This window comes from Streptomyces thermocarboxydus, from assembly GCF_024760485.1.
GTDB classification, from domain to species: Bacteria; Actinomycetota; Actinomycetes; order Streptomycetales; family Streptomycetaceae; genus Streptomyces; species Streptomyces cellulosae.
On record NZ_CP058273.1, the window covers coordinates 3,020,094 to 3,046,907 of the forward strand.

Sequence of the window (26,814 nt, forward strand, 5' to 3'; positions counted from 1 at the left end):
TCAAAACCGCTCGGAAGGGGCGTCCCCTTCCCCTCCCGCGCGGATGGCTCCGGGAGGCGGGCCCGTGGGTCAGTGCATGGCCACCGGCACGGCCGCCTCGTTCTCCGCGGCCGCGTCGGAGGACCCGGCGACCGCCGTGCCGCCCGGACGGCCCGCGTTGATCAGGGTGAGGGCGATGGCCGCGGCCACCACCAGGATCCCGACCGCGAACCAGATGGCGCTGGTGTAGCCCTGCACCTGCCCCTGGAGCTGGACCAGCTGCTGCTGGGCCCGGCCCGAGGCGCCGCCGATGTGGTCGGCGACGTAGGCGGTGGTGGCGGAGGCGGCGATCGTGTTCAGCAGGGCCGTGCCGATCGCGCCGCCGACCTGCTGCGAGGTGTTGACCATCGCGGAGGCGACACCGGAGTCACGCGGCTCGACGCCCAGGGTGGCCAGCGACATGGCCGGCATGAACGCCGTACCCATGCCCAGACCGAGCAGCAGCATCGCCGGCAGCAGCAGCGCCGCGTACGAGGAGCCGATCTCCAGCTGGGTCAGCAGCAGCATGCCGAGCGCGGCGACCAGGAAGCCGGGGCCCATCAGCAGCCGGGGCGGGACCCGGGTCATCAGCCGGGTGCCGATCTGGGTGGAGCCCGTGATCATGCCCGCGATCATCGGCAGGAAGGCGAAGCCGGTCTTCACCGGCGAGTACCCCTTCACGACCTGCAGGTAGTAGGTGAGGAAGAGGAACAGGCCGAACATCGCGATGATGGCCAGCCCAAGCGACAGGTAGACCCCGCCGCGGTTGCGCTCGGTGATCACGCGCAGCGGCAGCAGCGGCGCCTTGACCCGCGCCTCAACGGCCACGAACGCGGCGAGCAGCACGGCCGAGGCGACGAACATGCCGACGGTGACGGAGTCGCTCCAGCCCTCGGACTCGGCGCGGGTGAAGCCGTAGACCAGCGCGACCAGGCCCAGAGTGGACAGGATCACGCCGGGGACGTCCAGCGGGGAGCGGTTGCGGCCGCCCTTGGGCTCACGGACGACGAAGTACGCGCCGAGCGCGGCGACCACGGCGAACGGGATGTTCACGAAGAACGTCCAGCGCCAGTCCAGGTACTCCGTGAGGAAGCCGCCGAGGATCAGGCCGACGGCGCCGCCGCCACCGGCGATCGCGCCGTAGATGCCGAACGCCTTGGCGCGCTCCTTGCCGTCGGTGAACATCACCGCGAGCAGCGACAGCGCGGCGGGCGCGAGCAGCGCGCCGAACGCGCCCTGGAGTGCGCGGGCGCCGAACATCATCGCCTCGTTGGTGGCCGCGCCGCCCAGCGCGGACGCCAGCGCGAAGCCGCCGAGACCGACGACGAAGGCCCGCTTGCGCCCCCACAGGTCGGCGATCCGGCCGCCGAACAGCAGCAGTCCGCCGAAGGCCAGGGCGTAGGCGGTGACCACCCACTGGCGGTTGCCGTCCGAGATGCCGAGGTCCTGCTGGGCGGAGGGCAGGGCGATGTTCACGATGGTGGCGTCCAGGACGACCATCAGCTGGGCGATCGCGATGAAGACGAGCGCTTTCCAGCGGTTGGCGTCCGGGCCGCCCGCGTCGACGCGGCCCGGGGCCTTTCCGGCGGGGGAGACTGTTTCAGACATGGGTGTACCCACTTCGGGACTTGTAGCGGAATGAAGGTGTGAGTAACGAAAAATCGGCGCGTTCGGCCGACGGCACGTCCCCGTCGACGGCCGTTCCTGCCGGTGCCCGTGGTCAGGACGGGCGGCCTGAAGGTGTCAGGAGTGGCTCAGCGGCGCAGATCCTCCACGGTCACGGCCGTACCCGGCAGGACGGAGGGGGCGGGAGCCCGCATGCCGTCCAGGAAGAGCTGGATGTGGCGGTGGACGAAGCGGTCGGCGTTCAGGCAGGCGGTGCCGGCCGGGGGCCGGCTCAGCTGCGCGACGCCCACCATCAGGTCGCCGTACTCCACGTCGTCCCGCAGCTGGCCGGCCGCGCGGGCGCGGTCCATGAGCTGGGCGACGAGGCTTTCGGCGCGTCGCCGCGCCTCCTCCAGGTCGGGGTGGCACTGGTCGAAGGTGCTGGAGATCATCGGGCACAGCGCACTGATCCGCTCGTCCGCGGCCGTGTGCGCGAAGCGCTCCAGCGCCTCGAAGGCGTCCCCGGTCTCGCTCAGCGCCTGCTCGGCCGCCCGCACCGTACGGTCCATGACGGAGCAGACGACCTCGCGCACGAGCGCGTCGCGGTCGGGGAAGTTGCGGTACACCGTGGCGTTTCCGACGCCGGCCCGGCGGGCGATCTCGTCGAGCGGGACCTCGGGCCCGAACTCGGTGAACATCTCCCGGGCGGCGGCGACGATCCGCTCCCGGTTACGCAGGGCGTCGGCACGGGGCCGGGGCGCCTTGCGCGTCACGGGGGTCTCGGTCGTCGCGGTCACGGTGCCCTCCTCGGGGTGTTGCTCTGACGTCTGTGCTGTGTCTGCGGTTCTGCGTGCGGTGAACCGGGGAGCGCGTCCCCGGATCGTGCGGACACAGGGGTAAACGGGGAGACGATCCCCGGTTATTTCCCGGCACGGGACATTTCTCGTGTGACCCAGGTCACATTTTTACGATCGACTATCCCCACGATCGGACCACCCGGCGAGCGCACCCCCGACCCGTGACGCAGGGTGATCACGAGGGTGCAGTCGGCGACGGCGGCTGCCGTGCGAGCGGAGGTCCCCCATGCAGCCGCAGCCGAGCCGAGGCCGGATATCCCCGCGCCGTCTGGCCGCCCTGGGCTCGGTCGCCGCCCTCACCCTCGCGGTCTGCAGCTCGGCCGGGAGCGGCCACCTCTCCCCCACGACCACCGCCCCCGGCGCCGGCCCGAGCGCCCTCTCCCGCAGCTCCGCCCACGGCCCGTGCATGATCGGCAGCGACCGCGACGTCCAGATGTCCGAGGGCGTCCCCACGGACCCGGGCTACACCCGCTCCACCGGCACGGTCCGCGCCCTCACCCTGATGATCGACTTCTCGGACGCGCCCGGCGACGGCGACGCCCTGGACCGCTACCGCGAGTTCTTCCCGCAGACCCGCGAGTGGTTCACCACCAGTTCCTACGGCCGCCTCGACTACCGCCCCGAACTCCCCGTCCCCGAGTGGCTGCGCATGCCCAAGTCCTTCCGCCAGTACGGCATAGAGCGCGGCGCCCCCTTCGACCCCGGCTACCGGGAGCTGATCCGCGACATCGTCTCCGAGGCCGACACGGAGGTGGACTTCCAGGAGTACGACCTGGTCAACGTCCTCGTCACCCCCAACGCGGGCCCCGCCGCCCTGGACACCGTCCTGTCCGTCACCTTCGCCGGCAACGACGAGGCCCCCACCGCGGACGGCCGGCCCGTCTCCAACGCGTCGTTCGTCTACTCCCGCCAGGACGACGGCTCCGGCTCCTACGGCCGCACCGGCTACCGCGTGCTGCCGCACGAGAACGGCCACGTCTTCGGCCTGCCCGACCTCTACACCGCCGAGGGCGGCGGCGCCGTCGGCCACTGGGACATCATGAGCGAGGACTGGGGCGCCAACAACGACTTCCTCGCCTGGCACAAGTGGAAGCTGGGCTGGCTGGACACGTCCCAGGTGAGCTGCGTGGCCGAGCGGGGCTCACGGGAGTACGTCCTGACGCCGCTGGCCCGCGCGGGCGGCCCGAAGCTGCTCTTCATCCCGCTCGACGCGCACTCCGGGTACGCGGTCGAGGTGCGCACGCGCGGGGGGAACGACGAGGCGGTGTGCCGGCCGGGCGTCCTGATCTACCGGGTCGACGCGGACGTGGACACAGGGATGGGCCCGATCACCGTGCACGACGCGACCCGGGACAGCGGAGGCTGCACCCGGGCGCCGAACGTGCACGCGGAACTGTCGGACGCGACATTCAGACCGGGGCAGAGCTTCATGGACCGGGAGGAGGGGGTACGGGTGGCGGTGCTGGCGGAGGGCGAGGAGGAGTACCGGGTGAGGGTGACGCGGATGTCGGGGCGGTAGCGGGGGCGGGGCAGCGTGTTTTTTCTCAACTCCCGCGGCTAGGTTGCTCCTTGACAGCAACCGGCCGGCCCCGGGAGGACGACGTAGTGACGGAGATATCCGCGGCAGCGCTCGAGGCGCGCAAGCGCATCAGGACCGACCAGCCGCACACCGCCCGCATCTGGAACTACTGGCTGGGCGGCAAGGACAACTACCCGGTCGACCAGGCGGCGGGCGACCAGATCCGCGAGCTGCACCCGGGCATCGGCGACTACGCCCTGGCCGACCGCCAGTTCCTCGGCCGGGCGGTGCGGTACCTGGCCGGCCAGTGCGGGATCCGCCAGTTCCTGGACATCGGCACGGGCCTGCCCACGGCCGACAACACCCACGAGGTGGCGCAGCGGGTCGCGCCCGACTCGCGGGTGGTCTACGTCGACAACGACCCCATCGTGCTGGCCCACGCGGAGGCGCTGCTCACGAGCACACCGGAGGGCAGCACGGCGTACCTCGACGAGGACCTGCGCAACATCGACGCGATCTTCGAACAGGCCGCGAAGACACTGGACTTCAGCAAGCCGGTCGCGCTGGTCCTGCTGGGCGTGGTCATCTTCGTCGAGGACGACGAGGAGGCGTACGGGGTGGTGCGCCGCCTGATGGACCGGCTCCCGTCGGGCAGCTACCTGGTCCTCTCCCACACGATCACGCGCCCGGACATGCCGGACGTGGACGCGGCGGTGGCGTTCTGGAACGAGAACGGCACACCGAAGCTGACGCAGAGGACACCGGGGGCGGTGTCCCGCTTCTTCGAGGGGCTCGAGCTGCTGGACCCGGGCGTGGTGTCCTGCAACCGCTGGCGCCCGGAGGACGGGGCCGATGAGCTGCCGGCGGAGGTGGCGATGTTCGGAGGGGTGGGGCGGAAGCCGTGAGGCGGGGGTAGGCGGGTGGGGGCCGGGGAGAGCCTGGTCGATCGTCTCGATCTTCGGCTGTCCCCGACCCCCACCCACCCGGACACCGATCCGGTACCCTGTGGATCGAGCGCCCAGGCGGTCGCCGCTGTCCCCGTGACCGGGCCCGCAGCCACCGACCAGGACGCACGCCTTCGTAGCTCAGGGGATAGAGCACCGCTCTCCTAAAGCGGGTGTCGCAGGTTCGAATCCTGCCGGGGGCACGCTGCCTGACCAGGCAATATGCGTCGAACAGGCCCCTCGGAGTGACCTCCGGGGGGCCTGTTTCGTGCCCGGTGGGGACAAGGTGGGGACGTAACGCTAAGAGACGTCCTGATTACAACTCTTCCCGTCCTCGCTCGCGTCGGGCTGGACGAGGTACAACGCCTTCGGCTCCCCGGCCTGTGAAGGCTCCCCGGCCTCCGTGGAGTTGTCGGTCGCCGGGTCCGCACCCTTGCGGGGCACCAGCGCGACGGGGGCGTCGGCGGCCTCCTTCTCGAACTGGGGCATCAGCGAGGTGTACGTGTCCGCGGTGAGCGAGTAGGAGGCGCGGCCGAGGAGGGCCTGGATGGCCTTCATGGAGAGGCCGGCAGCGAGGCTCAGGGAGGCCGCGCAGTGCTTGCCCTCCCATTCCGTCCGCTGAGCCTTCTGCACGTCGCGCCAGGCGGTCATGAGGGCGAAGGTCGCCGAGTCGAGGGTGACGGTGCGGCGGCCGCTGCGGCTCTTGGGGGTGTCCTCCCAGACGTCGTAGGAGGCGTCGGAGACGAGCTGTTCGACGATGTTGGCGCGCCCCTTGGTCATGTCGACTCCAGCCCAGGGCAGGCCGGCGGCCTCGCCTCGGCGGGGCGCGCAAAAGACCATGAGGTGCCACATGACGTAGAGCGGGTGCTCGACAGCCGCGTCGAGGAACTCGCCCGTCTGTTCCGGTGCCCCGACCATGACGGGGCCGGGCTTCCGTCCGGTCTCGCGCCAGCGGGCCACGCGTTCGTCGGTCCAGACGAGCGGGTCGGGGCGGTGGTACTTGGGGATGGCGACGCCGTCGGTCCAGTTCTCGGAGATCAGCTTCTCCCTGACGGCGTCGCCGAGGGCGGCGGGGACGGTGTCGAGGTATCTCTTCTGGGCGCCGGGGCCACTGTTCTTGCGGGGTTCGGCGTTGGCCACCTTCAACGCCGCCTGGGCGGCCTTCCATCGGGCACGCAGGTGGGGCGGTCGGGGCTTCTTGGCCTGCTTCCACGCTCTGGGCCGTCGCTCCGTCGGCCCACGCGTCGACGACACGGCGGTCGTCGCCGTCGAACTGGTCACCGACGCGCTGCGGCATACGAGAAGCGGCCCCCGACCCCACACCGGATGCTCTCCGTCCGGGCTCCCCGTATTCAGCACCGACGCGTTCATGTTCACAGACTTCGTTGCGTTGTGAAACGGTGACCGCACGACCACGCTGCGTATGACGGCATCTGGAGGGATTTGCCCAGTTGGAAGATCGCGCTTGACGTAAACCCGACTGGTTTCGCGCAAATCCCAATAGATAGCGTTGGCGCACTCGTGAGAACCCTCGCCCCACCGGGAGCCATCCGTGAACCGCCGTCCCAGATTGCTCGCAGCCGCCGCGCTGACCGCTGTCGCGGTTCTGCCGCTGTCCGCCTGCGGAGGCGGCGATGACAGTTCCAAGGGCAATGACAACATCGCGGGGGCGGACACCGGGGGCGATTCGTCAACCTCCGCTTCACCGAGCGCCAGCGCATCGGACACCGCCGACCGGCCAGACATCACGCTGCCCGAGGACATGAAGAGCGTCTTCGAAGGCTGGAAGACGGGGGATGCCACCAAGGACGCGGCTCTGGCCGACGCTGAGCGAGCACTCGGTTCTGTTGACGACGCGATTGCCCGAGGCGATACAAAGTCGAAGGCACTCGGCTTCTACTACCAGGACGACGCGCTCATCAGCGAAGTCAAGTGGGTTCAGGCGTGGCTTGACGCCAACATCTCCTGGACCGGAACCATCCGCTACTTCGATCCGCAAGTGACGCTCAGCGACAAGAAGACCGCTGACGTCATCTACTGCGCGGACGACAGCAAGGCGTACAACAAGGACCGAAAGACCGGCAAGGTTGACAAGACGCCGGCCAGCGACAGTCCTTACGTCCTTTACAACACCCGCCTGGAGAAGAACGACGACGGCGTATGGGTGACCACCGGCCTGACCACCAAGCGGGGACACGAGCGGTGCGGAAGCTGATCACGCCGACCCGGATCGGCACCGTTGCCCTCCTGGTTCTGGTTTCGGCTGGGATTCCGAGTGCGGCGTGGGCGACACCAGGACCTGCGCCTTCCGTGACCGAAGTCGACTCCGGCGCATCAGGCGGCGCGGACGGCGACAAGCTCACCTCGACCGTCTCCGCCGGGATCGTCTACGACCGTTCGAAGAACGGCAGCGGCACGTCGACGGGTGCCGTCACGTCGACTTCCACGTCCTGGACTCCCCCTGCCTGCTACTACGCGCCGAAGTACACGCCCAAGGAACTTGAGGCGCAGATGCGGCAGGTGTGGGCGAGCAGCGCGCCCAGCCACGATTGGGCCCTGAAGACGCAGAACTACTTCGTCAGCGGCGACCCGTACAACGACTTCAACAAGGACAAGGCGGACGAGGGCTACTGGTGGGACTCGTACGTCACCGAGGGCCGGGAGGCCGACCCGGCGTCCAATGAGTGCGACGAGATGCCGTTCTGGGTCGACAAAGGTGACACGCCGCCGGCCGACCGTCCGCAGGCCATTACCGCCGAGACCCTCGCCCAGCTCGCCTACGGCGAGATCCGTGTCCCCTCCACCAAGGTCGACCTCGCCCCGGCGAACATGACGAAGGTGAACCTGCCGACGTGGGCCTGGCTGGACACCGCGGACTTCAAGCCGGTCTCTGTCACGGCCTCCGTCCCGCTGCTCGGCCTCAGCGCGACGACCACCGCCGAGCCGATCTCGCTGAAGATCAGCCCCGGCACGGACGACGCGGTCACCTATCCCGCCTCCGGCGAGTGCGAGATCCGCAACGGCAAGATCGGCGAGCCCTACGCCAAGGGCAAGGCCGGCGAGACCCCGCCGTGCGGAGTGAAGTACCTGCGGTCCTCCGGCGACGGCTCGTACAAGCTGCAGGCAACCGTCACCTGGAAGATCAGCTGGACGAGCACCACCGGCCAGGGCGGCGACCTCCCCGACGGCGCCTTCGGCGCCGACCAGGACGTCGTCGTACAGGAAATCCAGGCCGTCAACCGGTAAGCATTGAAAAGTAGTTCAGCATCTTCATGGGAGATTCGGCGTGGCCGACAGGATGCAAGCGGACCTTGACATGATCAAGGACTGCTCAGACGCGCTCTTCCGTCTCCACAAGGAGTTCGACAAGCACGGCAACCCGGCCGACGGCTACGGCGACGAGTTGGGCAGCGACACGCTCCGGGACGTCTTCGACGACTTCTCCGACACCTGGGAGAAGAACCGCAAGAAGCTGATGAAGGACATCGAGAACCTGGCCAAGTTCACGCAGAACGCGGCCAAGTCCTACGACGGGCTCGACCACGAACTGGCCAACGCTCTGCGAGAGGCCAAGAAGAGCGGGAAGAAGGGGAAGAAGTGACAGCCCGCCCGAAGGACTGGTCGCCGCTGTACGACTCCGACCCCGTGCCCGGCGACCCCGACGAGGTGGCCAGGCTCGGCAAGAAGCTGCGTGCCATGGCCGACGAGATCGACAGGCAGGCCCGCAACATCAAGGCGCTGTCCTCGGTCGACGGCTGGAACAGTGAGGCCGGCCGAGCCTTTCATGAGACGGCGGGTGACACGGCGGGCCGGCTGAAGAAGGCGTACGACCGCTACGACGAGGCATCGGCCGCGCTCGGCACCAAGGTCATCGACGGGGAGAGCGAGGAGTACGCCAGCGAGCTGCACCGGGCGCAGCGTCTGGCAGACAAGGGTCTGCGGGAGTACCGGGACGCCGAGGCCGACTACAAGGCCGCCGACAAGGTGCTGGAGCCGCTCAACGGCAAGGTCCTGACCGGCGACGATGCGGTGACGCACAGCAAACAGCAGAAGAAGCACGACGATGCCGCGCAGCTCATGCTCGAAGCCGAAAAGAAGATCATGCGGGCGAAGACCATCCGCGATGAGGCTGCCCGTCGTGCTGCCAGGCGGATCAAGAACGTGATCCACCATGACGGGGTCCATGATCCCGGCGGCATCATGGACTGGATCGCAGATCATGCGGACTGGTTGTCTGCCGCGGCGACCGTCTTGGCGGTGGTCGCTCTGGGAGCCGCCATTGTCTTCTCCGGTGGTCTCTTGGCGCCGGTCATCGCAGGTTTGGCCTCGGTGGCCAGCGCTACAGCCCTGTCGGGACGCCTGTACGACGTCTTTGCACGAGGCGGGAAGTTCGACGCGCTGAAGATCGGCCTGGATGTCCTCGGGGTGTTCCCCGGGTTCGGTGCCCTGCGCGGTCTGACCGCGGCGGGCAAGGGCGGTCGCCTCCTGGCCGCGCAGAGGGGCATCTGGGAAGGCTTCACGAACGGCTTCGGCGTGAAGAGGATCAACGACGGGGTCAGGATCGCCTCCAGGATCCTCAAGAACAAAGGCATCACCAAGATCAAGCTGCCCGAAGAGGGGTTCAAGCCCGAGGTTGTGACCCGATACATCAAGGGGACCAGCCTGGGTCTCCTCATCGGCAAGGGCGTCAACAAGGTGACCGACCAGCTGTCCGAGCCAGAGAGCACCACCCGGTCTCTGAAGCCACGGACCACTCCCTCGTCGGCTTCCTTCCACGCCGCCCTGGCACCCGCAGCATAGGAGTAGACCGTCATGAGCAATCAACACGGCCTGGAGCTTGGGCAGTTCGTGGGAGACGACGGCGGAGTCCACGACATGGTCCCCTCGTCCGTCATCGCCGCCGTCCCCGAGGCCAAAGCGGCAGCCGAGCGCTACGGCCGTGAAGTGCGCTTCGATTTCCTCGACGACCACTCCGTCCACTGGCTGCTGTTCCACCGCTGGGAGGACAACCGGAAGTGGCGCGTGCGCGGCTGCCTGGCCAGCATTCCCCTCTTCGTCTTCGCAGCGGGTGCCTGGCCGTTCTGGGACCTGGTGGCATCCCAGAAACCCCGCTCCTTCCAGATCGCCTTCATCTGCGCGCATGCGCTGATCGTCCTCGGGATGATCGTCGGCCTGTATCTGTGGCGCCGCCCCAGCCTGCGTGACCCGTCGATGCGCAATGTGCGCATCCGGGCCCGCCGGTACCGTGAGATCGCAGGCATCGCACGCAGCGGCGGCGCCGACATCCCCGCCGCCTACCCCTACTACGGCATGTACGCCTCGTCCCGGAAGTTCTTCCCGGACGCCCCCGAACTGCCCACTCCCGATCAGGGACGGCCCGAGTGACCACCGTCCCCGAGCTCTCCGCACTGATCCCGTCTCAGCCCGCACCGGTCGCCGTCCGCTCCGACGACATCCACGTGCGATGGATGATGCCGGAGGGCTTCCACGACCTGCCCATCCACGAGACGGACCACGACCAGGCCGCGCGGCTCCTGGCAGAGCTGGCGGACAAGGCCCTCCCCGGTGTGTCGGAGGACGACAAGACCGCGTTCGCGGTCATGTGCGCGCTCGGCTTCGACGGGCTCCGGGCGGCCGGAGCGGAGTACGCCGGTGTCTGTGTGACGGCCGTGGACGGGACGCCTTGCTCCGCCACGGTGTTCGCGACCCTGGTGGACAGCCCAGATGCGGCAGACGTCGCCGGCGCAGCACGGAACATCGCATCAAGCCTCCGCCGGGTTGCGGCCGGAGAGGTCTCCGAGATCGAACTCCCCTGCGGCCTCGCCGTGTCCTGCATCGGTACCCAGCAGCCGCAGCTCCCAGGCGAACTCACCGAGACGGGCGAGAGCCTCCCGTTTCCGACGGCGTTCATCCGCGTCTACGTTCCCCTCCCCAACGGCACGACTCTGGTCATGGAGATGGGGACACCCACGATGGAGGGCTGGGACCTCTTCTCCACGATGTTCGGCAACACCGTCAGCAGCATCCGCCTCTACAACGCCAACGGCTCTGCGCTGATTACCTCCAGGACCACGCCATGACCACCGCCGAGGCGCCGCCATCGGACTACCGGCTCCTCGTTCCCCGCGACTGGTTCCGTGTCGACCTCACCCACGAGCGGTGGCGCCGCCAGCTGAAGACGTTCGTCGACAAGCAGTCCGCGGGTCGCGGTGCCTCCGCCGAGGTCACCCGGCGCATCTGGGAGACGCTGCGGAACACGGCCGAACTCGGGCTAGTACAAAGCGCGTTGGAATTCTTCCTCAAAACCGAATCGCCGGACGGTGCAGCCGTACCGGCTTCGCTCCTGATCGCGATGGCGCCCTCCCCGCGTGGGCTGGCCCCGCAGGCAGTCGACTTCGCTCACGCCCTGGTACAGCGAGTCGATCCAGGTACGAGGGTGGATACTGTCGAACTGCCTGCTGGGGAGACGGTCCGCGCGCTCACGGAGACGACCATGGACTTCCATGTCCGCATGCCTGGCGAAGTCGGTTACCTGCATCTCGCGTTCTCCATGCCGCTGAGCGGCACAGGTGGCCCCATGGGCGATCTCTGTGACGCCATAGCGCACTCCCTCCGCTGGGTCTGACACGAGGACGTGGCGGCCTGGTGCTCGAGAGGTCGCGCGGTTGCTGACTGTGCGACCTCATCAGCGCCTGGCCCCAGCTCGGGCTCGGCGGTCAGTTCGTGCGAGTGTTCGACAAATGCGGCCCTATGTAGCCGACGATCACCTTGCCCGTGGTGCCGGCTGTGTCGTCGTAGACGCAACAGAGCGGCCCCGAAGGGAAGCGGCTACTTCCCTTCGGGGCCTGAGCCGACTGATTGGCGCGGCCCCACCGGTGCCCGTCCCCGCCCGGCTGCGCGAGGAGATCAAGGAGGCGTACGCCCACTCCGACGCCCTGCTGGAGGAGGAGCGGTTCGCGCAGGCCGCCGAGGTGTTCGGTGAGGTCATCGAACCCGCCGCCCTCGCCCTCGGCTCCGAGAGCAAGCAGGTCCTGGCGCTGCGCCGCCAGCGAGCGGCCATCCGCCTCCTAGGCGGTGACTACCGGGCCGCCCTGCCCGAGTTCGACGCCCTCACCGACGCCTACACCCGTATCGCCGGGCCGACCAGCGAGCAGGCCCGCGCCCAGGCGGCCCGTTGCCGCGCCGAACTCGGCCAGGTCACCGACGCGCTGGCCGCGCTCCAGGCCGTGCTGAACGTCGTGCGGGCTGTCGGCAGCGACGTGAGCGAGGAGGCCGTGGAGCTGCGGCACAACATCGGGATGCAGTTGCCCGCCCAGGGCCGGACCGCCGAGGCGCGGCAGGTCCTCGAACCGCTCCGCCAGGACCTTGTGCATGGTGTTCGGCCCAGAGGACGAGATGACCGTCGAGATCGCCGAGGCGCTCGTCGTGATCCGCCTCGACCTCGACGGTTCGGCTTCCTGACCCGCTTCCTGCAGAAGCAGCATCGCCAGAACCGTGCTGCTCCGCGGCCGAGGGTTTCGCGACGGTCACGTCGCCGGACGGTTCAGCGCTCACCGGTGTCGCCGCCAGGCTAGTGGTGCCACCGGCCGTCTTCCGATCCTCTGGCGACAGGCCCACGGCGTCTGGTCTTCCACTTGCCGTGGGCTTGCCGGTCAAATGTCGGCCTGCCGCCCGGCGCGAGCGTACCTGCGTGCCGTCGGTCGGAGATTCCTTTAGCACGAACAGCACCGTCGTGATCAGTGATGCGCGATGTCGCCCCCTCATCACACTTCCCTGGCGGCGCCTGCCTTTATTTGCCTTCTTTTGGGCGTGCAAAACAACCCTCCCCATATTCGGGCGACAAAACCAGGAATCCCCGCACATATCCAGACCCCCTTCGCTAGTCTTCGCAGCTCAGTGTCCAAAAGCTGACAGGAGGGTCCTGTGGCGGCCCAAGTAACCATCAATGAGGGCGTGCTGTGGGTGGGGGGCGAGGCTTATCCTCTGCGTAACATCTCCCACGTCGGTCAGCGCATGGTAGAGGTCGACAAGGGTGCGGCGTGGAAGGAATTCTTCGTCCGTACCCTCGTCTGGCTGTTCTTCGGTGGCATTTTCGCCGCCATTGTGGACGTCGTAGGCGTCATTCTTTTCCTCGGCGTCCAGGCCTTTCTGGTGTGGAGGCTGGTCAACGCCCTGCAGAGGCCGCCGGTGTACGGACTCGTCCTGAATACCTCCGGTACTCAGCGCGAGGCCATCTGGTCCACCCGGCAGGAGGAAATTCACCAGCTGATCCACGAGATCACCAAGGCGATCGGCAACCCCGACATCGCCCAGATGATGATCAACGTGGAGCACGCGGTGGGCGGCGACCTCATCAAGCAGTACGGCTCGGGCAGCATCGGCAAGGCACAGCACAGCGGCAGCGGGGGCATCCAGGCGTCATGAGCGGGGACCAGATCCAGCAGTACGGGGCGGGCAGCATCGGCAAGGCCGAGCACACCGGATCCGGGGACATCGTGGCCGGCGGCAAGAACGTCGGCGTGGCGGAAGCGGGGCCCGCGTTGCAGGCCCTGCTCGCCGAGATCGAGCGGCTGCGGCCGCACTTGGACACCGCGGACCAGGCGGAGGTGGACGCCGCCGCCGGCGCCATCGCCCAGGAGACCTCCGCGGAACGCCGGCGTTCGCTCGTGCAGCGCATCTCCGGCATCGCCGCCCTCGTCGGCGAGGTGGGCCTGCCGGTCGTCACGGCCGCGAAGGCCCTGCTGGCCGGTTGAGAGCACCCAGGGAAAGACCCCGGACCGGTAACGGTCCGGGGTCTTTCCGTACGGACGAAAGGCCGTCAGCCCATCGGGTTCGTCGTGTCCCTCAGGGTCGTCAGGACCTCCGTGTACAGGCGGGACTTGATCGTGCCCAGGGTGTTGCCGGCCTTGCCGGCGAGGGACTCGGCCAGGGCCACCGCCGTCGGGCGGACCTCCGCCTCCGGGACCGCGCGGTCCACGATCGACGCCCTCGCCGCGTCCTCGCCCCCGTACCGCCGTGCCGTCGTCATCGCCTCGTGGGCCGTCTGCGGGGTCAGGCGGGCGCGGATGAGGCCGGACATGCCCGGGGTGAACGGGATGTCGATGTCCGCCTCCGGGAGGCACCAGTAGCCCCGGTCCGCGCGCATCACGCGGAAGTCGTGGGCCAGGGACAGCATCGCCCCGGCCGCGAACGTGTGGCCCTGGAGCGCGGCCACCGTGATCACCGGCAGCGACAGCATCCGCGCGAACAGCTGGTGCACCGAGACCACGTAGTCGTGGTAGTGGTCCGCGTTGGCGAACAGCCACTCCAGGTCCAGGCCGTTGGACCAGAACTTGCCCGTCGCCGCCGTCACCAGGGCGCGCGGGCCCTCCGCCTTCTCCACCTCGTCGAGCGCGGCCCCGACCGCGGCGATCCAGTCGGGGTGGAAGCGGTTCTCGCCGTCTCCCAGGTCGAGGACGAAGACGTTCTCGTGGCGGTCCAGCGTGGGCATGGCGGCGCTCCGTTCACCTGTGGCCTACTCGTCAGTAACTTAAGGGCCGGGCACAGGGAACGCAAGACTCCGGAGCATGCCCGCGTGCGTCAGGAGTAGCTGAAGTCGCCCACCGTCCAGGCGCTGACGTCCTCGATCGCCACCCGGTACATGCCGCCCGTCTCCGGGACGCCGACCGTGCCCTGGATGATCCGGGCCACGTGGAAGTGGAGGTGGGTGGGCGGGCCTTCCCGCTTCACCGGGGCGTCGAAGACGGAGGCGAACTCGGCGAGCTGTTCCGAGTCCTTCAGCACCTCCGCGACCCTCTTCCGCCACACGGATTCGGGAGCCAGCCGGCCGGTGATGACGGCACCACCGGTAACCACGGTCAGAGACATCTGGCTGCTCTGCCCCGATTCCACGCGGGCGGCGATGTCTACGATCAGCTCGTCGGGCTTCACCATGGGCCGGATTCTATGCGGGGCCACCCCTCGGCGCGCCGCCCGCTGTCCGGGACACGACCCCCGCACGCCTCTGACCTGCCCGGACAGGGTGACGGTTGTCCGGGACAAGCACTTCCCGTTGATCCCGGCCGCCGCCGTCGGTCATGGTCGAGAGTGTCAGCGGGGGGCACGGGCCGCGGCCAGGGGGAGCCGCGGCCCACACCGCCGACGCGGGTCCGCGCGCACACGGCCGCGGGGCCCCGGCATGCGCGCACGCGCATGGCGGGTTTCCCCGTTGTTCAGCGTGCAACGACCGCAGCAAGATGGCACGCGTGGGGAACCTGCGTGAGTCGTCTCCGTACGCGGCCCAGGATGCCGCCGGTTTCGTCGAGTCGATGAGGCGGCTCAAGGAGCTGTCAGGGATGACCTATCGCGAGCTGGAGGAGCAGGCCGGCCGGAACGGGGACGTGCTGGCGCGCAGCACCCTGGCCGACGTTCTCCGGCGTGACCGTCTCCCCCGGCCCGACGTCCTGGCCGCCTTCGTGCGCGCCTGCGGGGACGGACAGCGGGTCGGGGACTGGCTCGACGCACGGGAGAGGATCGCGGAGGGGGGTGGGCGGGACGACGGCACGCCTCGTCCCGTCCCGGCCGCTTCTCCGTCCTCCCCTGACGAGACACACGGGGAGGTGAGTGCGGTGGGGGAAAACCGCGAGGGCGCCTCGGGCAGGACGCCACGGCGCCGGCAGACCCTTCTCGCGCTCGCCGCCGTCGCCCTCCTTCTCGGCGCCGGCGCCGGTCTCTGGGCCTGGCAGTCCGGGAACGGGGACGCACCCGAAGGTACGCGGGACGACGTCCCCGTCGCCAAAGGCGCCAAGGGTGAGCAGCAGACGCCCGTCGACGGCTGGGTGACGATCCGGCCCGCCGGGCGGACCGACCTGTGCCTCACCGACGGACGCGACCGCCGCGGCGCCTACGGCAGCGCCGTCGCCGTGCACCTCCCCTGCGCCGGGGCCCCGGTGCCGCGTACGTACCTCGAACCGGCCGGCGCCGGGCTGTACCGCATTCAGTGGCACCACCCCGAGCTCGGCAAGGGGTGTCTGACCGTCATGGACACCGGCCCGGTGAAGGGCATGCTCGAACCGCGTGACGACTGCGCGGGCGCCACCCTCTTCCGGGCCGAGCCCGCCCCGTCCGGCGCCCCCGGCGCCTACCGGTTCCGTACGGTGCCGGGCGCGCAGTGCGTGGGCACCGCCGACGACTCGGTCGCCGAGGGCGTGGAGGCCGTCCAGGAGCCGTGTGCCGGCTCACCGGACCAGGCCTTCGTCGTACGGCCCGACTGACGCGGCAGGCGTCCGGCCTCAGGACACGTCCACCCGCACCGGGTCGCCCAGCAGGCCGTCGGTGTAGGTCACGTACTTCGGTGTGAAGGTGCCCTTGCCGGTGACGGTGCCGGAGATGTTCTCGCCCGGGGCGAGGTCCACGGTGTCGATCTGCTCCTCGTCCACGCCGAGTTCGACGGTGTGCTTGGTGCCGTCGGTGTCGGTGATCGTGAAGTACAGCGGGTTCACGCTCACCTCGTCGTCGCCGTCGTTGACGACGGTGACCCGCACGCTGGTGTAGTCGCCGCCGTCGGCCAGGATGCTCTTGCTGAACTCGGCGCGCTCCGCGGTGAGCTTCACCGGACCTCCGCCGCCCTGCTCGGATTTCTTCTTCGCCCCGGCGGAGGCGCTGACGGAGGAGTCGGCGGCCGTGTTCCCGCCGTCGTCGGAGTCGCCGTCGCCCGCCGTCAGGGCGGCGACCAGGACGACGAGGCCCAGGACGCCCGCACAGCCGAAGCCGGCGAACTTCAGGAAGCGGCCCTTCCTCGGGGGCGGCGGGGGCGGGCTGCCGGGGAAGCCGTACCCCGGAGGCTGCGGGTACGGCTGCTGGTTCGGGTGGGGCGGCTGGTTCCCGTAGGGCGGCTGGTTGGGGTCGTTCGGCTGGGTCACGGTGCTGCATCCCTCGTACGTACGTCGTTCGCTTCGTGTGCGTAGGTGACCCGCGAGATATGCGACCCGTTGCCCTGTACCGGACGGATTCACCCGATCGTGGTGGAGCGTCCCCGCCGCGATAATCGGGGCATGACCTCACCTCCCCTCGGCGTGGACGCCGTGCACGAGCGACTGGCGGGCGATCTGCTCGCCGTCGGGGCGCCGTACGGCCTGGTGCTGGCCGGCGGGGAGGCCGTACGGGCGCACGGGCTGGTGGACGCCCGGGTCAGCGAAGGGATGGATCTGGCCACCGAGCACCCCGCGGGCATGGCGGAGATCGCCGGGGCGGTGCGGGCGGGGCTGGAGGCGCGCGGGTGGCCCGTCGAGGTCCCGGTGGTCGATCCGCTGGCGGCGCGGCTGGTCGTGGGGGACGAGGAGACCGGGGTGCGGTGGCGGGTGGACGTCCGCAAGGAGGTGCTGTGGCGGCCGCCGGTGACCACGGAGGCCGGTCCCGCGCTGTCGCTCGAGGACCTGGTCGGTACGCGGGTGCGGGCGCTGGCGGACCGGGGGCTGCCGCGTGACCTGGTGGACGTGCACGCGGCCGCGGACCTGTGGAGTCCGGCCGAGCTGGAGGAGCTGGGGCGCCGGCACGCGCCCGACAGCTTCGACCTGGCCGAGCTGCAGTCCCGGCTGACCGGCACGGAGTGGCTCGACGACCGCGAGTTCCGCACGCACGGGCTGGACGCCCCGCAGATCGAGGAGCTGCGGCGCTGGGCGCTGGCCTGGGCGGACGACATCGCGGAGCGGCTGGTCGAGGGCGAGGCCCCCGAGGACTCCGAGGGTTCTGAGGACTTCGGGTTCTGAGGGCTCCGAGGGCCCTGACGGCCCCGGGGAACCCTGACGGCCCCGGGCAGTAGCCCCACGCCCCGGGATTCCGGTCAGGGTGCCCTGCTGAGCGCCCGCGGCCGGAGCTAGGGTCGGCCCCATGACGACTACCGAGAACAACAGCGCCTCACCGCTCGCCGTCGAGATCGGCGCCCTCACCGGCGGTCCGGCCGACCTGTCCCAGTACGCGGGCCGTGCCGTGCTCGTCGTGAACGTGGCCTCCAAGTGCGGGCTGACCCCGCAGTACGAGGGTCTGGAGCGGCTGCACGAGCGGTACGCGGAGCGCGGGTTCACCGTGCTCGGCGTGCCCTGCAACCAGTTCCTCGGGCAGGAGCCGGGTTCCGCGGAGGAGATCGCGGAGTTCTGCTCGGCGACGTACGGGGTGACGTTCCCGATGACCGAGAAGGTCGAGGTGAACGGGGACGGGCGGCACCCGCTGTACGAGCGGCTGGTGGGCTTCGCCGACGCCGAGGGCCACAGCGGGGACATCCGCTGGAACTTCGAGAAGTTCCTCGTCGGCCGGGACGGCTCCGTCGTGGCCCGCTTCTCCCCGCAGACCGAGCCGGAGTCGGCGGAGGTCGTGGCGGCCGTGGAGAAGGCCCTCGGCTGATCTCCGCCCCCACCCCTCGACGTACCCGTTGACCTTGCCCTTGGGGCAAGGGTGAGGGTCTGCGTCACCGGGCGGACGGACCGCCCGGTGACGGAGAATGTCGACGTGGACGAGGAACTGCTCTCCATCGGGGCGTTCGCGGCCCGCAGCCGCCTGTCGGCGAAGGCCCTGCGGCTCTACGACCGGCTGGGGCTGCTGGCGCCGGCGCGGGTCGACGCGGACACCGGCTACCGGTACTACCGGGCCGCCCAGGTCGAACAGGCCCGGCTGGTGGCGCTGTTGCGGCAGCTGGACATGCCGCTGGCGCGGATCGCCGAGGTGGTGGACGCGGGCGACGGGGCGGCGCGGGCGCGCCGGCTGGACGCGTACTGGGCCGAGGTCGAGGCGCGCCACGCCTCGCAGCGGACGCTCGCCGGCTATCTCCGTGGACGGTTGTCGGGGAGGAGCCTCGAGATGTACGGGAAGTTCACGGTGGACACGGTGGACGTGCCGGAACAGGTGGTGATCACCGAGTCGCGGCACATCCTGGCGGACGAACTGCCGGCGTGGATCGGCGCGTCGCTGGGACGGCTGGAGGAGGGCGCCCGCGCCTGCGGCGGGGTGTCCGGGTCGCCGTTCGTCGTCTACCACTCCGAGGTGTCGGTGGAGAGCGACGGGCCCGCGGAGGCGTGCGTGCCGGTGGCCGACGAGGCGGCGGCCCGTGCCTGGGCCGAGGAGCGGGGCCGGGCACGGGGGACGACGGTGCGGGTGGAGCCGGCGAGGCGGCTGGCCCGCACCCGGATCACCAAGGCGCAGGTCGCGCACCCGCAGATACTGGCCGCCTTCGAGGCGGTGGAGGCGTGGATGCGGGAGCAGGGGCTGACGTACGCGGGACCCTGCCGTGAGATCTACTTCGCGGACTGGGACGCGGCGGGCCCGGAGGACCCGGTGTGCGACGTCGCCTTCCCGGTCACGGAGGCGAAGTCCACGGCTGGATAGGGCGGATCGGAAGGGGATCGCGGGCGGTCGCGGAGGTTCCTGCGGCCGGCCTGCCGTCTTCCGGTGGGGCGGGCGGGGTTCGGGGCGCGCGCCGGGAGCGGGGCGCGCCCCGGCCCTCTCGGCAAGGACGGCGGACTCGTCGAGAGGGCCTGTCGGTGGTGCTGCTGCCTGCGCCGGAGGACGCGGGGACTACTTGACCGAGGCCACGAAAGCGTTCCACGCGTCGGCCGGGAACGCCAGCTTCGGACCCTCGGGGATCTTGGTGTCCCCGAGCTCCAGCGCCTTCTCGGTGGTCGACCTGACCATCACGCACGCGCCGTTGTTGTTGGTGTAGGAGGACGTCGTCCACGTTTCCGTGGCGCCCAGACGAATTGCCATGTTCGCTCCGTAGCCAGATGCTGAGTTGCTGTCACCGGCCTGCGCATTCCGGCGTGGACCGCAGAACGGATTGCGCCAACCGTCGGTGCTGGTTGGCGTGATCGACGCTACTCGTCACTCTCGGCGTCCGGAGGTGTCGTTCACTCGACCGGATGGCATATTCCGGGCGGGGCTTCCAGTCGTACCTGTCGGCCGTGTATCATCCGCCACTTCCGCCACGGGAGTTCAGCGCGCGTACTCCTTGGCGAGCCGCTCCACCAGCCGCCGCGACTGCTCCACGTTCAGCGACTGCGCCCTCAGGTGCTCGTACATCACCGTGTACTTCTGCACGTCGTGCGGCTTCTCCAGGTACAGGTCGCTGGTGACGCCCTCGATGTAGACCACGCTTGAGTCGGCCGCGTCGGCGAACTCCAGGATGGAGTACTGGCCGTTGATGCCCGCGTGCGCGCCGACCTCGAACGGCAGCACCTGCACGGTGACGTGCGGCAGCTGGCTCAGCTCCAGGACGTGCTCGAGCTGTTCGCGCATCACCTGGCGGCTGCCGACGACCCGGTGCAGCGCGGCCTCGTCGAGCACCACCCACAGGCGCAGCGGGTCCTGTTCGGCGGTGATCCGGCTCTGCCTGCGCAGCCGCACCTCCACCCGCTTGTCGTTCTCCTGCTCGGTGGACTCCGGCGAGCCTCCCTGCACGATCGCCTCTGCGTACGGGCGGGTCTGCAGCAGGCCGGTGATGATCTGCGGCTCGTACACCCGCAGCGACTCCGCGTCCGTCTCCAGACCGATGTAGACGCTGTACGGGATGTCGCCGAACGCGTGCCACCAGCCCTGCTGGCGGGAGTCCTTGGCCATCTGCATCAGCGAGTCGACGATCCGCTGGTCCTCGACCTCGTACACCCCGCACAGGTCGCGCACGTCGCGCTGGCTGATGCTGCGGCGGCCGTTCTCCAGCCGGCTGATCTTCGACTGCGACACCAGCAGCCGCTCCGCGACCTCCTCGGCGGTCATGCCCTTCAGCTCACGGAGCCGGCGCAGCTCCTGGCCGAGCCGGCGCCGCCGGACGGTGGGATTGACATTGGACGCCACGGGACGTGCACCTCCGGCTGCGTGCCTCGTACTTGCACTGTGAACCTGGACTTCGTCGTGCCACTGTGTGTGTCTGCTCGATGACTCGACGACTCGTTGAGCAGACTGCCACCAATCTGCGTACTACCGCTGGGAAATGGTGGATATACGACCGGTACACGCCGGCTCACGGCCTCGGGACCGTGAGCTCGGCGTGCCCGCGGGCACGCCGAGCGGGGCGGAGAGAGCCCGTGTGCTCTCTCCGCCCCGCTCGGACAGCGGCTCCCGTGACCGGGTCTGCGGTGCCGTGGATCCGTGGTGCGCCCCGCCGAGCCCGGGGGACGTACGGCTCAGTGTGCGGCGGCGCGTGCCATGGATCCACGGTGTGGTTGCGCCGGAACGCCGCGGGCGGGCTCCGGTGCGCCCCTGCCGCCGGGGGCCTGCCGGCCCGCCGGTGGTGCGGAGCTGCGGCGCGGCTGGGCCGCGGCGCCGTTCTGGACGTCCATCACCGCGTGTGCGACGAGTCCGCCCATGGGGTCGTGCCGGATCAGGTCCCGCAACCGGGAGCGCGAGGACCGGCCCTCGTTCCCCGGGTACAGGTGCTTGCCGAGGCCCACCGCGTGCGCCAGCGCGGCGAGCGCCGCGGTCCGCGGGTCCGGCGGCACGCCGGTGCGGATCGCGGAGTCCAGCCGGGCCCTGATCTCCCGGCTGATCTCGGTGTCCGTCGCCTGGTAACGGGTCGTCGGCAAGACCCCGCACATCTGGCCGGCCACGGCGTGCACCATGCCGCACCGCTCCAGATGCGAGAGGTAGGTCTGGCGGAGCCCGAGTCGGGGCCCGCCGATCCAGTGGACGGCCCGCACGGGAGCGCCACGCCTTCGCAGCAACTCCAGTGCGCTGTCCAGTGTTGGGTCTCCAGTCGGCCGTGGTACCACCACGGCGATACGATCCCCGTCTGGGGCTATCCGTCCGGCCAGCGCCAGCTCCACTAGCTGTGCTCCGGCCAGACCGAGGTCGAGCGACTGCGGCTGTGCAGTGGTACCCGTGGCCGGGTCCAGTGCCAGCAGCAGAAGCTCCTCCGGAAGTGTTCTGCGGCTCCTGCCCATCCATGCCTCCCCGCGTGGATGAATGACAGGGTGACCCCTCTCACATTGGTCTGTCGAGGGTGCGTGACCGGTTCGTAGTGGAACCAGTAGGTATGTCGTTCTCGTCTACCGCGTGGGGTAAGCCCGCACACAGGACACTGGTACATGGTTCGGACAGCGCTTCGGAGCGATGTCACGGGCGGGCGGTTCACGGTTCGGTTGGCGCACGCGGGGCGTGCGGCACATGGAGGAGGCATCGGTGGCGGGCGAGTCCCCCGACAGGTCGAAGCAGCGCGAGTCGTCGGCAGAACAGACGTCGGGGAGCGCCGGGCCGGTTCCCGAGAAGCAGGACCCCCGCCTTGCGGTCGCCCGTGAGGCGGGTGACTCGGAGGGCGGGAAGAAGGCCGACACCGCGACGCGCGTGCTGTCGGTGCCGAAGGCTTCGGCCTCGGCTTCGGCTTCCGAGGACGCCGGCGCCGAGGGCGCGGAGGAAGGTGACGGGCGCCTGCGGCAAGCCGTCGCGGCGTGGGTGCGGTCGGCCGAACCTGGGTCCGAGGCTTCCTCGGAGGCTCCTGAGGACGCCTCCGGCGTCGAGGGGGACGAAGGGGCCGAGGAGGGCGCCGAGCCCGCCGCGGGCGGCGAGACCCGCGATGAGGGGGCTCGCGGGGACGGTGCGGCCGACGAGGACGCGGGTACGTCGTCCAAGGACGCGGGTGCATCGTCCAGGGACTCGGGTGCGCCGTCCAACGACGCTGGTGCGTCCGGTGACGTGACGGCGGACGCCGCCGCGTCCGACGGAGCCGGCCGGGGTGACGCCCCGGAGGGCGAGGACGCCGAGGGCGAGACCGACGAGGCCCCGGCGGACGCGCCCAAGGGCGCCGACGGCAAGGCTGACACCAGGAGCGCCGACGCGGCCAACGATGTCGACGCCGACCAGGCCGGTGACGCCAAGGGGGATGCCGAGACCGACGGCGGCAAGAACAGTGGCAAGAACAGCGGTAAGACCGCCGCCGACGCCGCGGCCAAGGACGACGACGCCGCCGGTAAGGGCAACGACGAGCCCACCGACAAGGACGGCGACAGCAAGAGCACCGGCAAGACCGCCGCCGGTGCCGCAGCCGCAGCCGCGACCAAGGCCGACACCGGCGCCGACGCCGACGCCGACAAGAGCAACACCCAGGCCGACGCCAAGAACGGCGACGCCAAGGAAGGCGCCAAGGCCACCGACCGCAAGGGCACCGCCAAGCCCCCCGCCGCCGAGCGCGACGAAGACGGCGCCGCCCCCAAGCCGGGCGAAACCGGCTCCGCCGCCAAGGGCGACGAGAAGACCGACGGCGACACCGACACCCCCGTCGATCAGCCCACCGCCGTCTTCCGCGCGCCCCGCCCCGCCAAGCCGGCCGTCGATCAGCCGACCACCATGCTCAAGCTGGGCGACGCCGCCGCGCGTACGGACGCCCGGGCCGCCGAGGCCGAGCGGACCAGCAAGTTCGTCGCGCTGAAGCCCGACCCCGCCATAGGGCAGACCCCGCGTCAGGGCGGGCCCGCCCCGGCCGAGTCGACGACGTTCCTGCCGCAGGTCGGGCCGGAGCGGACGACGCAGCAGCCGTTGCCGCCGAAGCCGCCGCTGGACCTGCTGGCCGAGCTGACCAACACCCCGCCGCCCCCGCAGACCCCGCTGCGGACGGCCGTGCGGCGGATCAAGATCTGGACGCCGCTGGTCGTCCTGCTGGTGATCGTCTTCGCGGTCGTGCAGAACTTCCGTCCGCTGCCGACGCCCACGCTGGTGCTGACCGCGCAGGACAGCTACACCTTCGAGGGCGGCAAGCCGCAGATCCCGTGGCCGGAGAGCGGCCAGGCCGCGCTGGACGTCGACGGCATCGGCACCTTCGGCTCGTCCGGCGAGCAGAAGCCCGTGCCGATCGCGAGCGTCGCCAAGGTGATGACCGCGTACGTGATCCTGCGTGACCACCCGCTGAAGAGCGGCGCCGAGGGGCCGAAGATCGAGGTCGACGCGCTCGCCGAGCAGCAGTCGGACGCCGGGCAGGAGTCGACGGTGAACGTCACCAAGGGCGACGCGATCAGCGAGCGGGAGGCCGTCGAGGCGATCCTCATCGCGTCCGCGAACAACGTGGCGCGCCTGCTGGCCCGCTGGGACGCGGGGTCGGAGAAGGCGTTCGTCGAGAAGATGAACGAGGCCGCCGAGGACCTCGGGATGTCCGACACGACGTACACCGACCCGTCGGGCCTGAACAACACCACCGTGAGCACCGCCGTGGACCAGGTGAAGCTGGCCCGGGCCGCGATGCAGCAGCCCGCGTTCCGCGAGGTCGCCGCGATGATGGAGTACGTCGACTACAAGGGCGAGAAGCACGGCAACTGGAACCGTCTGGTCGGCAAGGACGACGTGGTCGGCATCAAGACCGGCACCACCACCTCCGCGCTCGGCAACCTGTCGTTCGCGGCGAAGAAGGACGTCGACGGCGAGGTGCACCGGATCGTCGGCGCGGTGCTGCGCCAGCCCGAGGGCGGCGAGGACCACACGATCCTGTCGGGCGCCCTGGACGCCGGGCACAAGCTGATCCTGGCCGGCCAGGACGCGCTGCGGGCGGAGACCATCCTGAAGAAGGGCACGGTCGTCGGGTACGCGGACGACGGGCTCGGCGGCCACACCCCGGTCGTCGTCACCGAGGACGTCAAGGCCGTCGGCTGGGCGGGGCTCGAGGTGAAGCTGACGTTCGCCGGGACGGAGCTGCCGCACACGGCCCGGGCCGGGACGAAGGTCGGCACGCTCACCGTGGGTGACGGCAAGAACGGCGCCGTCAAGGTGCCGGTCGCGCTGAAGGAGGACCTCGTGGAGCCCGGCTTCACGGACAAGCTGACCCGCGTCGCCTGATCCGGCGGCGGATCGACGACGGCCGCACCCCGCGGACCGCCGCCCACCCGGGCGGACGGTCCGCGGGGTGCGTGCTAGCGTCACGAAACGGGCAGGAAACGGGCGAAGAACGGGATCACGGGGAGTGCCGACAGGTGGCGACAGCGGAGCCGACACGCGCCGACGACGCGAACCCGGGCCCGGGAACCGGCCCACGAATACCCGCATCCGAGACGGAGCGGTCACAGGCGGACGCCTCCCAGGAGGACGCCACGAAGGATCACACCCCCGAGGGTGACTCCCCGCAGGGGGACCCACCGGGCCGGGCGAAGGCCGCCGTCCTCGCCGTGCGCGCCCGCATGCTGCGCCACCCCGTGCTGTCCGTCACCGCGCTGTCCGGACTGCTGCACGTCGTCTGGTTCTTCACCTTCGCGAACAGCGGCGGCGACCTCGCCGCGCAGGACGCGTGGGCCGAGTTCGTGGGCCGGCACCCCGACTCCGCGTACAACCTCGCCTGGTACGGCGGGATGCACCCGGTGTCGTACAGCGTGGTGTCGCCGTACCTGATGTCGGTGCTCGGCGTGCGGACCACGATGATGATCGCCGGCACGGTGTCGGCGGGTCTGCTGACGCTGGTGCTGATGCGCAGCCGGTCCGTGCGCAACCCCCTGTGGGCGGCGCTGGCGGGCGTGTTCGCGCTGCTGTGCAACGCCGCCTCCGGCCGGGTGACGTACGGGCTGGGCACGATGTTCGCGCTCGGCGCGGTGGCGGTCGTCTTCTGCTGGCCGTACCGGTGGCGCTACAAGCGCTGGGCGAAGGCGCTGTGCGCGGCCCCGCTGGCGGCGCTCGCGACGATGGCCTCGCCGGTCGCCGGCCTGTTCGTGGGCCTGGTGGCGGTGGCGCTGTTCCTGCAGAAGCGCCGTCCGGGGGCCTGGGCGCTGGGGCTCGCGCCGAGCGCGGTGGTCGCGGTGTCGGCGTGGCTGTTCCCGTTCTCCGGCACGCAGCCGATGGGCTTCGGCTCGGTCGTGCTGCCGTTCGTGTACTCGGTGCTGGTGTACGTCATGGTGCCGAAGGACTGGAGGACGGTCCGGATCACGGCGGCGGTGTACGGGCTCGGGGTGCTGCTGGTCTGGCTGATCAGCTCGCAGATCGGGTCGAACATGACCCGGCTGGCGATGCTGTTCGGCGGTGTGGTGCTGGTGGCGGCGCTGCCGTTCGCCGAGCCCCGCTCCCGCAAGTGGTACGCGCTGGTCGTCGCCATCGTCGGCTTCACCTGCTGGATCGGCGTGAAGTCGGTCAACGACGTGGTGAACACGACGCCCGCCGCGTCCTGGGCGCGTGAGCTGGCGCCGCTGGTGAACGAGCTCCAGGAGGTCGGCGCCGAGCAGGGCCGCGTGGAGGTCGTCCCGGCCCGCTCGCACCGCGAGGCGTCCGCGCTGGCGCCGTACGTGAACCTGGCGCGCGGCTGGAACCGCCAGGCCGACATGGAGCGCAACCCGCTCTTCTACGACGACACCCTCAACGCGGCCAACTACCACGAGTGGCTGAAGCGCTGGGGCGTGCACTACGTGGTGCTGCCGAAGGACGAGCCGGACGGCGACGGCGGCCAGCGCGAGCGGGAGCTGGTGCAGCGCGGGCTGCCCTATCTGAAGCAGGTCTGGGGCGACGCGAACTGGCAGCTGTTCGAGGTGCGGGCGCCGACCCCGCTGGCCGAGCCGAACACGGTCGTGGAGCGTGCCGAGCAGGGCGAGTGGACGCTGCGGGTGGAGAAGCCGGGCCGGATCCTGATCCGGGTGCCGTACTCGCCGTGGCTGGGCCTGGTGGACGCCGAGGGCAAGGCGCTGGACCCGCCGCAGGAGACGGAGGAGTCCGAGAACCGCCCCGAGGGCGAGCCGAAGTCGTACGAGAACGTGCACGGCTGTCTGATGGAGACGGAGGAGGACGCCAACGGGGACAAGTGGACGATGCTGCTGGCGCCCGAGGCGGGGACGTACCGCCTGGCGGCCCCGTACAAGTGGGGTGAGCGGGGCACGCCGTGTCCGGAGGAGATGCGCTGAGGCCGGCCCCGGGGAGGGTTCCCCGGGGCTTCTTCATGTCGCCATTCTGTTCAGGTCGC

The 26,814-nt window shown here is 70.3% G+C and carries 26 protein-coding genes, 1 tRNA gene and 1 pseudogene; 19 read left to right on the forward strand and 9 right to left on the reverse strand.

Going from position 1 to position 26,814, the window contains the following annotated elements:
* Nucleotides 1–69: 69 nt before the first annotated feature.
* On the reverse strand, nt 70–1,626 hold the full coding sequence (locus AY578_RS13800; protein ID WP_019524157.1) for an MFS transporter: 1,557 nt from the start codon (nt 1,624–1,626) through the stop codon (nt 70–72).
* Between the two features lie 146 nt (nt 1,627–1,772).
* Nucleotides 1,773–2,420 carry a TetR/AcrR family transcriptional regulator gene (locus AY578_RS13805; protein ID WP_258902404.1) on the reverse strand — a complete coding sequence of 216 codons (648 nt, stop codon included), beginning with the start codon at nt 2,418–2,420 and terminating at the stop codon, nt 1,773–1,775.
* Between the two features lie 286 nt (nt 2,421–2,706).
* On the opposite strand from AY578_RS13805, the gene AY578_RS13810 reads away from it, so the two are divergent.
* The 3 genes from AY578_RS13810 to AY578_RS13820 all read left to right on the forward strand — a co-directional run bounded on the left by AY578_RS13810 (nt 2,707) and on the right by AY578_RS13820 (nt 5,146).
* The gene (locus AY578_RS13810) at nt 2,707–3,999 is read left to right on the forward strand and encodes a M6 family metalloprotease domain-containing protein (protein WP_215048954.1); all 1,293 of its coding nucleotides are present in this window, start codon (nt 2,707–2,709) and stop codon (nt 3,997–3,999) included.
* Between the two features lie 86 nt (nt 4,000–4,085).
* Entirely contained in the window at nt 4,086–4,904 is an 819-nt protein-coding gene (locus AY578_RS13815; protein WP_258902405.1) for an SAM-dependent methyltransferase, read from the forward strand.
* A 169-nt stretch (nt 4,905–5,073) separates the two neighbouring features.
* A tRNA-Arg gene (locus AY578_RS13820) sits at nt 5,074–5,146 on the forward strand.
* 97 nt (nt 5,147–5,243) lie between these two features.
* Here AY578_RS13820 and AY578_RS13825 read toward each other — a convergent pair.
* Nucleotides 5,244–6,083, reverse strand: coding sequence for a site-specific integrase (locus tag AY578_RS13825; RefSeq protein WP_161107671.1), 840 nt, complete (start codon nt 6,081–6,083; stop codon nt 5,244–5,246).
* Nucleotides 6,084–6,495: 412 nt separating this feature from the next.
* Between AY578_RS13825 and AY578_RS13830 the strand changes: the two genes are divergently transcribed.
* The 10 genes and pseudogenes from AY578_RS13830 to AY578_RS13875 all read left to right on the forward strand — a co-directional run bounded on the left by AY578_RS13830 (nt 6,496) and on the right by AY578_RS13875 (nt 13,696).
* The gene (locus AY578_RS13830; protein ID WP_028959601.1) at nt 6,496–7,158 is read left to right on the forward strand and encodes a hypothetical protein; all 663 of its coding nucleotides are present in this window, start codon (nt 6,496–6,498) and stop codon (nt 7,156–7,158) included.
* Between the two features lie 95 nt (nt 7,159–7,253).
* Nucleotides 7,254–8,189: a hypothetical protein gene (locus AY578_RS13835; RefSeq protein WP_370879087.1), complete on the forward strand. Its 936-nt coding sequence runs from the start codon at nt 7,254–7,256 to the stop codon at nt 8,187–8,189.
* 40 nt (nt 8,190–8,229) lie between these two features.
* Nucleotides 8,230–8,544 carry a hypothetical protein gene (locus tag AY578_RS13840; RefSeq protein ID WP_028959599.1) on the forward strand — a complete coding sequence of 105 codons (315 nt, stop codon included), beginning with the start codon at nt 8,230–8,232 and terminating at the stop codon, nt 8,542–8,544.
* Nucleotides 8,541–9,743 (forward strand): putative T7SS-secreted protein, encoded by a 1,203-nt coding sequence (locus AY578_RS13845; protein ID WP_215188906.1) that lies wholly within the window; start codon nt 8,541–8,543, stop codon nt 9,741–9,743. The genes AY578_RS13840 and AY578_RS13845 overlap by 4 nt, the downstream gene beginning before the upstream one ends.
* 12 nt (nt 9,744–9,755) lie before the next feature.
* Nucleotides 9,756–10,328, forward strand: coding sequence for a hypothetical protein (locus tag AY578_RS13850; protein ID WP_028959597.1), 573 nt, complete (start codon nt 9,756–9,758; stop codon nt 10,326–10,328).
* Nucleotides 10,325–11,023, forward strand: a complete 699-nt coding sequence (locus tag AY578_RS13855) for a hypothetical protein (protein ID WP_161107674.1) — start codon at nt 10,325–10,327, stop codon at nt 11,021–11,023. The genes AY578_RS13850 and AY578_RS13855 overlap by 4 nt, the downstream gene beginning before the upstream one ends.
* Complete coding sequence (locus tag AY578_RS13860) at nt 11,020–11,568, forward strand: hypothetical protein (RefSeq protein ID WP_028959596.1); 549 nt, start codon at nt 11,020–11,022, stop codon at nt 11,566–11,568. Before AY578_RS13855 ends, AY578_RS13860 begins: the two co-directional genes overlap by 4 nt.
* Before the next feature lie 229 nt (nt 11,569–11,797).
* Nucleotides 11,798–12,404, forward strand: a pseudogene (locus tag AY578_RS13865) (serine/threonine protein kinase); the annotation flags it as partial.
* A 462-nt stretch (nt 12,405–12,866) separates the two neighbouring features.
* Nucleotides 12,867–13,367, forward strand: coding sequence for a DUF6232 family protein (locus tag AY578_RS13870; protein ID WP_258902406.1), 501 nt, complete (start codon nt 12,867–12,869; stop codon nt 13,365–13,367).
* Nucleotides 13,364–13,696 (forward strand): hypothetical protein, encoded by a 333-nt coding sequence (locus AY578_RS13875; protein WP_028959593.1) that lies wholly within the window; start codon nt 13,364–13,366, stop codon nt 13,694–13,696. Before AY578_RS13870 ends, AY578_RS13875 begins: the two co-directional genes overlap by 4 nt.
* A 65-nt stretch (nt 13,697–13,761) precedes the next feature.
* Here the strand turns inward: AY578_RS13875 and AY578_RS13880 are convergent, their stop codons facing one another.
* On the reverse strand, nt 13,762–14,433 hold the full coding sequence (locus tag AY578_RS13880) for an enoyl-CoA hydratase-related protein (RefSeq protein WP_028959592.1): 672 nt from the start codon (nt 14,431–14,433) through the stop codon (nt 13,762–13,764).
* An 89-nt stretch (nt 14,434–14,522) separates the two neighbouring features.
* The gene (locus AY578_RS13885; protein WP_019524133.1) at nt 14,523–14,876 is read right to left on the reverse strand and encodes a GvpU-like protein; all 354 of its coding nucleotides are present in this window, start codon (nt 14,874–14,876) and stop codon (nt 14,523–14,525) included.
* Between the two features lie 302 nt (nt 14,877–15,178).
* On the opposite strand from AY578_RS13885, the gene AY578_RS13890 reads away from it, so the two are divergent.
* The gene (locus AY578_RS13890; RefSeq protein WP_136239629.1) at nt 15,179–16,195 is read left to right on the forward strand and encodes a helix-turn-helix domain-containing protein; all 1,017 of its coding nucleotides are present in this window, start codon (nt 15,179–15,181) and stop codon (nt 16,193–16,195) included.
* 18 nt (nt 16,196–16,213) lie between these two features.
* Here the strand turns inward: AY578_RS13890 and AY578_RS13895 are convergent, their stop codons facing one another.
* A complete protein-coding gene (locus tag AY578_RS13895; protein WP_258902407.1) occupies nt 16,214–16,843 on the reverse strand; it encodes a DUF4352 domain-containing protein in 630 nt (209 codons plus the stop codon).
* A 132-nt stretch (nt 16,844–16,975) separates the two neighbouring features.
* On the opposite strand from AY578_RS13895, the gene AY578_RS13900 reads away from it, so the two are divergent.
* The 3 genes from AY578_RS13900 (at nt 16,976) to AY578_RS13910 (ending at nt 19,298) form a co-directional block, all read left to right on the forward strand.
* Nucleotides 16,976–17,689, forward strand: coding sequence for a nucleotidyl transferase AbiEii/AbiGii toxin family protein (locus AY578_RS13900; protein ID WP_258902408.1), 714 nt, complete (start codon nt 16,976–16,978; stop codon nt 17,687–17,689).
* 121 nt (nt 17,690–17,810) lie between these two features.
* Complete coding sequence (locus AY578_RS13905; protein ID WP_251143604.1) at nt 17,811–18,320, forward strand: glutathione peroxidase; 510 nt, start codon at nt 17,811–17,813, stop codon at nt 18,318–18,320.
* Between the two features lie 87 nt (nt 18,321–18,407).
* Nucleotides 18,408–19,298, forward strand: a complete 891-nt coding sequence (locus AY578_RS13910) for a MerR family transcriptional regulator (protein WP_258902410.1) — start codon at nt 18,408–18,410, stop codon at nt 19,296–19,298.
* Nucleotides 19,299–19,487: 189 nt separating this feature from the next.
* On the opposite strand, the gene AY578_RS13915 is transcribed toward AY578_RS13910, so the two are convergent.
* The 3 genes from AY578_RS13915 to AY578_RS13925 form a co-directional block, all read right to left on the reverse strand.
* Nucleotides 19,488–19,676 carry a DUF397 domain-containing protein gene (locus AY578_RS13915; RefSeq protein ID WP_258902412.1) on the reverse strand — a complete coding sequence of 63 codons (189 nt, stop codon included), beginning with the start codon at nt 19,674–19,676 and terminating at the stop codon, nt 19,488–19,490.
* 225 nt (nt 19,677–19,901) lie between these two features.
* Nucleotides 19,902–20,759, reverse strand: a complete 858-nt coding sequence (locus tag AY578_RS13920; RefSeq protein WP_019524126.1) for a type II toxin-antitoxin system RelB family anti-toxin — start codon at nt 20,757–20,759, stop codon at nt 19,902–19,904.
* Between the two features lie 329 nt (nt 20,760–21,088).
* Nucleotides 21,089–21,844, reverse strand: coding sequence for a GOLPH3/VPS74 family protein (locus AY578_RS13925; RefSeq protein ID WP_026243718.1), 756 nt, complete (start codon nt 21,842–21,844; stop codon nt 21,089–21,091).
* 238 nt (nt 21,845–22,082) lie between these two features.
* On the opposite strand from AY578_RS13925, the gene AY578_RS13930 reads away from it, so the two are divergent.
* A complete protein-coding gene (locus AY578_RS13930; RefSeq protein ID WP_258902414.1) occupies nt 22,083–24,719 on the forward strand; it encodes a D-alanyl-D-alanine carboxypeptidase in 2,637 nt (878 codons plus the stop codon).
* A 134-nt stretch (nt 24,720–24,853) separates the two neighbouring features.
* Entirely contained in the window at nt 24,854–26,755 is a 1,902-nt protein-coding gene (locus AY578_RS13935) for a DUF8823 domain-containing protein (RefSeq protein WP_258902415.1), read from the forward strand.
* Nucleotides 26,756–26,814: the final 59 nt, after the last annotated feature.

Excerpts from the sequence above, each read along its gene's own strand:
- AY578_RS13800 (WP_019524157.1), bottom strand. The coding sequence starts at position 1,626 with ATGTCTGAAACAGTCTCCCCCGCCGGAAAGGCCCCGGGCCGCGTCGAC.
- AY578_RS13810 (WP_215048954.1), top strand. The coding sequence starts at position 2,707 with ATGCAGCCGCAGCCGAGCCGAGGCCGGATATCCCCGCGCCGTCTGGCC.
- AY578_RS13850 (WP_028959597.1), top strand. The coding sequence starts at position 9,756 with ATGAGCAATCAACACGGCCTGGAGCTTGGGCAGTTCGTGGGAGACGAC.
- AY578_RS13860 (WP_028959596.1), top strand. The coding sequence starts at position 11,020 with ATGACCACCGCCGAGGCGCCGCCATCGGACTACCGGCTCCTCGTTCCC.
- AY578_RS13875 (WP_028959593.1), top strand. The coding sequence starts at position 13,364 with ATGAGCGGGGACCAGATCCAGCAGTACGGGGCGGGCAGCATCGGCAAG.
- AY578_RS13880 (WP_028959592.1), bottom strand. The coding sequence starts at position 14,433 with ATGCCCACGCTGGACCGCCACGAGAACGTCTTCGTCCTCGACCTGGGA.
- AY578_RS13885 (WP_019524133.1), bottom strand. The coding sequence starts at position 14,876 with ATGGTGAAGCCCGACGAGCTGATCGTAGACATCGCCGCCCGCGTGGAA.
- AY578_RS13890 (WP_136239629.1), top strand. The coding sequence starts at position 15,179 with ATGGCACGCGTGGGGAACCTGCGTGAGTCGTCTCCGTACGCGGCCCAG.
- AY578_RS13900 (WP_258902408.1), top strand. The coding sequence starts at position 16,976 with ATGACCTCACCTCCCCTCGGCGTGGACGCCGTGCACGAGCGACTGGCG.
- AY578_RS13905 (WP_251143604.1), top strand. The coding sequence starts at position 17,811 with ATGACGACTACCGAGAACAACAGCGCCTCACCGCTCGCCGTCGAGATC.
- AY578_RS13915 (WP_258902412.1), bottom strand. The coding sequence starts at position 19,676 with ATGGCAATTCGTCTGGGCGCCACGGAAACGTGGACGACGTCCTCCTAC.
- AY578_RS13925 (WP_026243718.1), bottom strand. The coding sequence starts at position 21,844 with ATGGGCAGGAGCCGCAGAACACTTCCGGAGGAGCTTCTGCTGCTGGCA.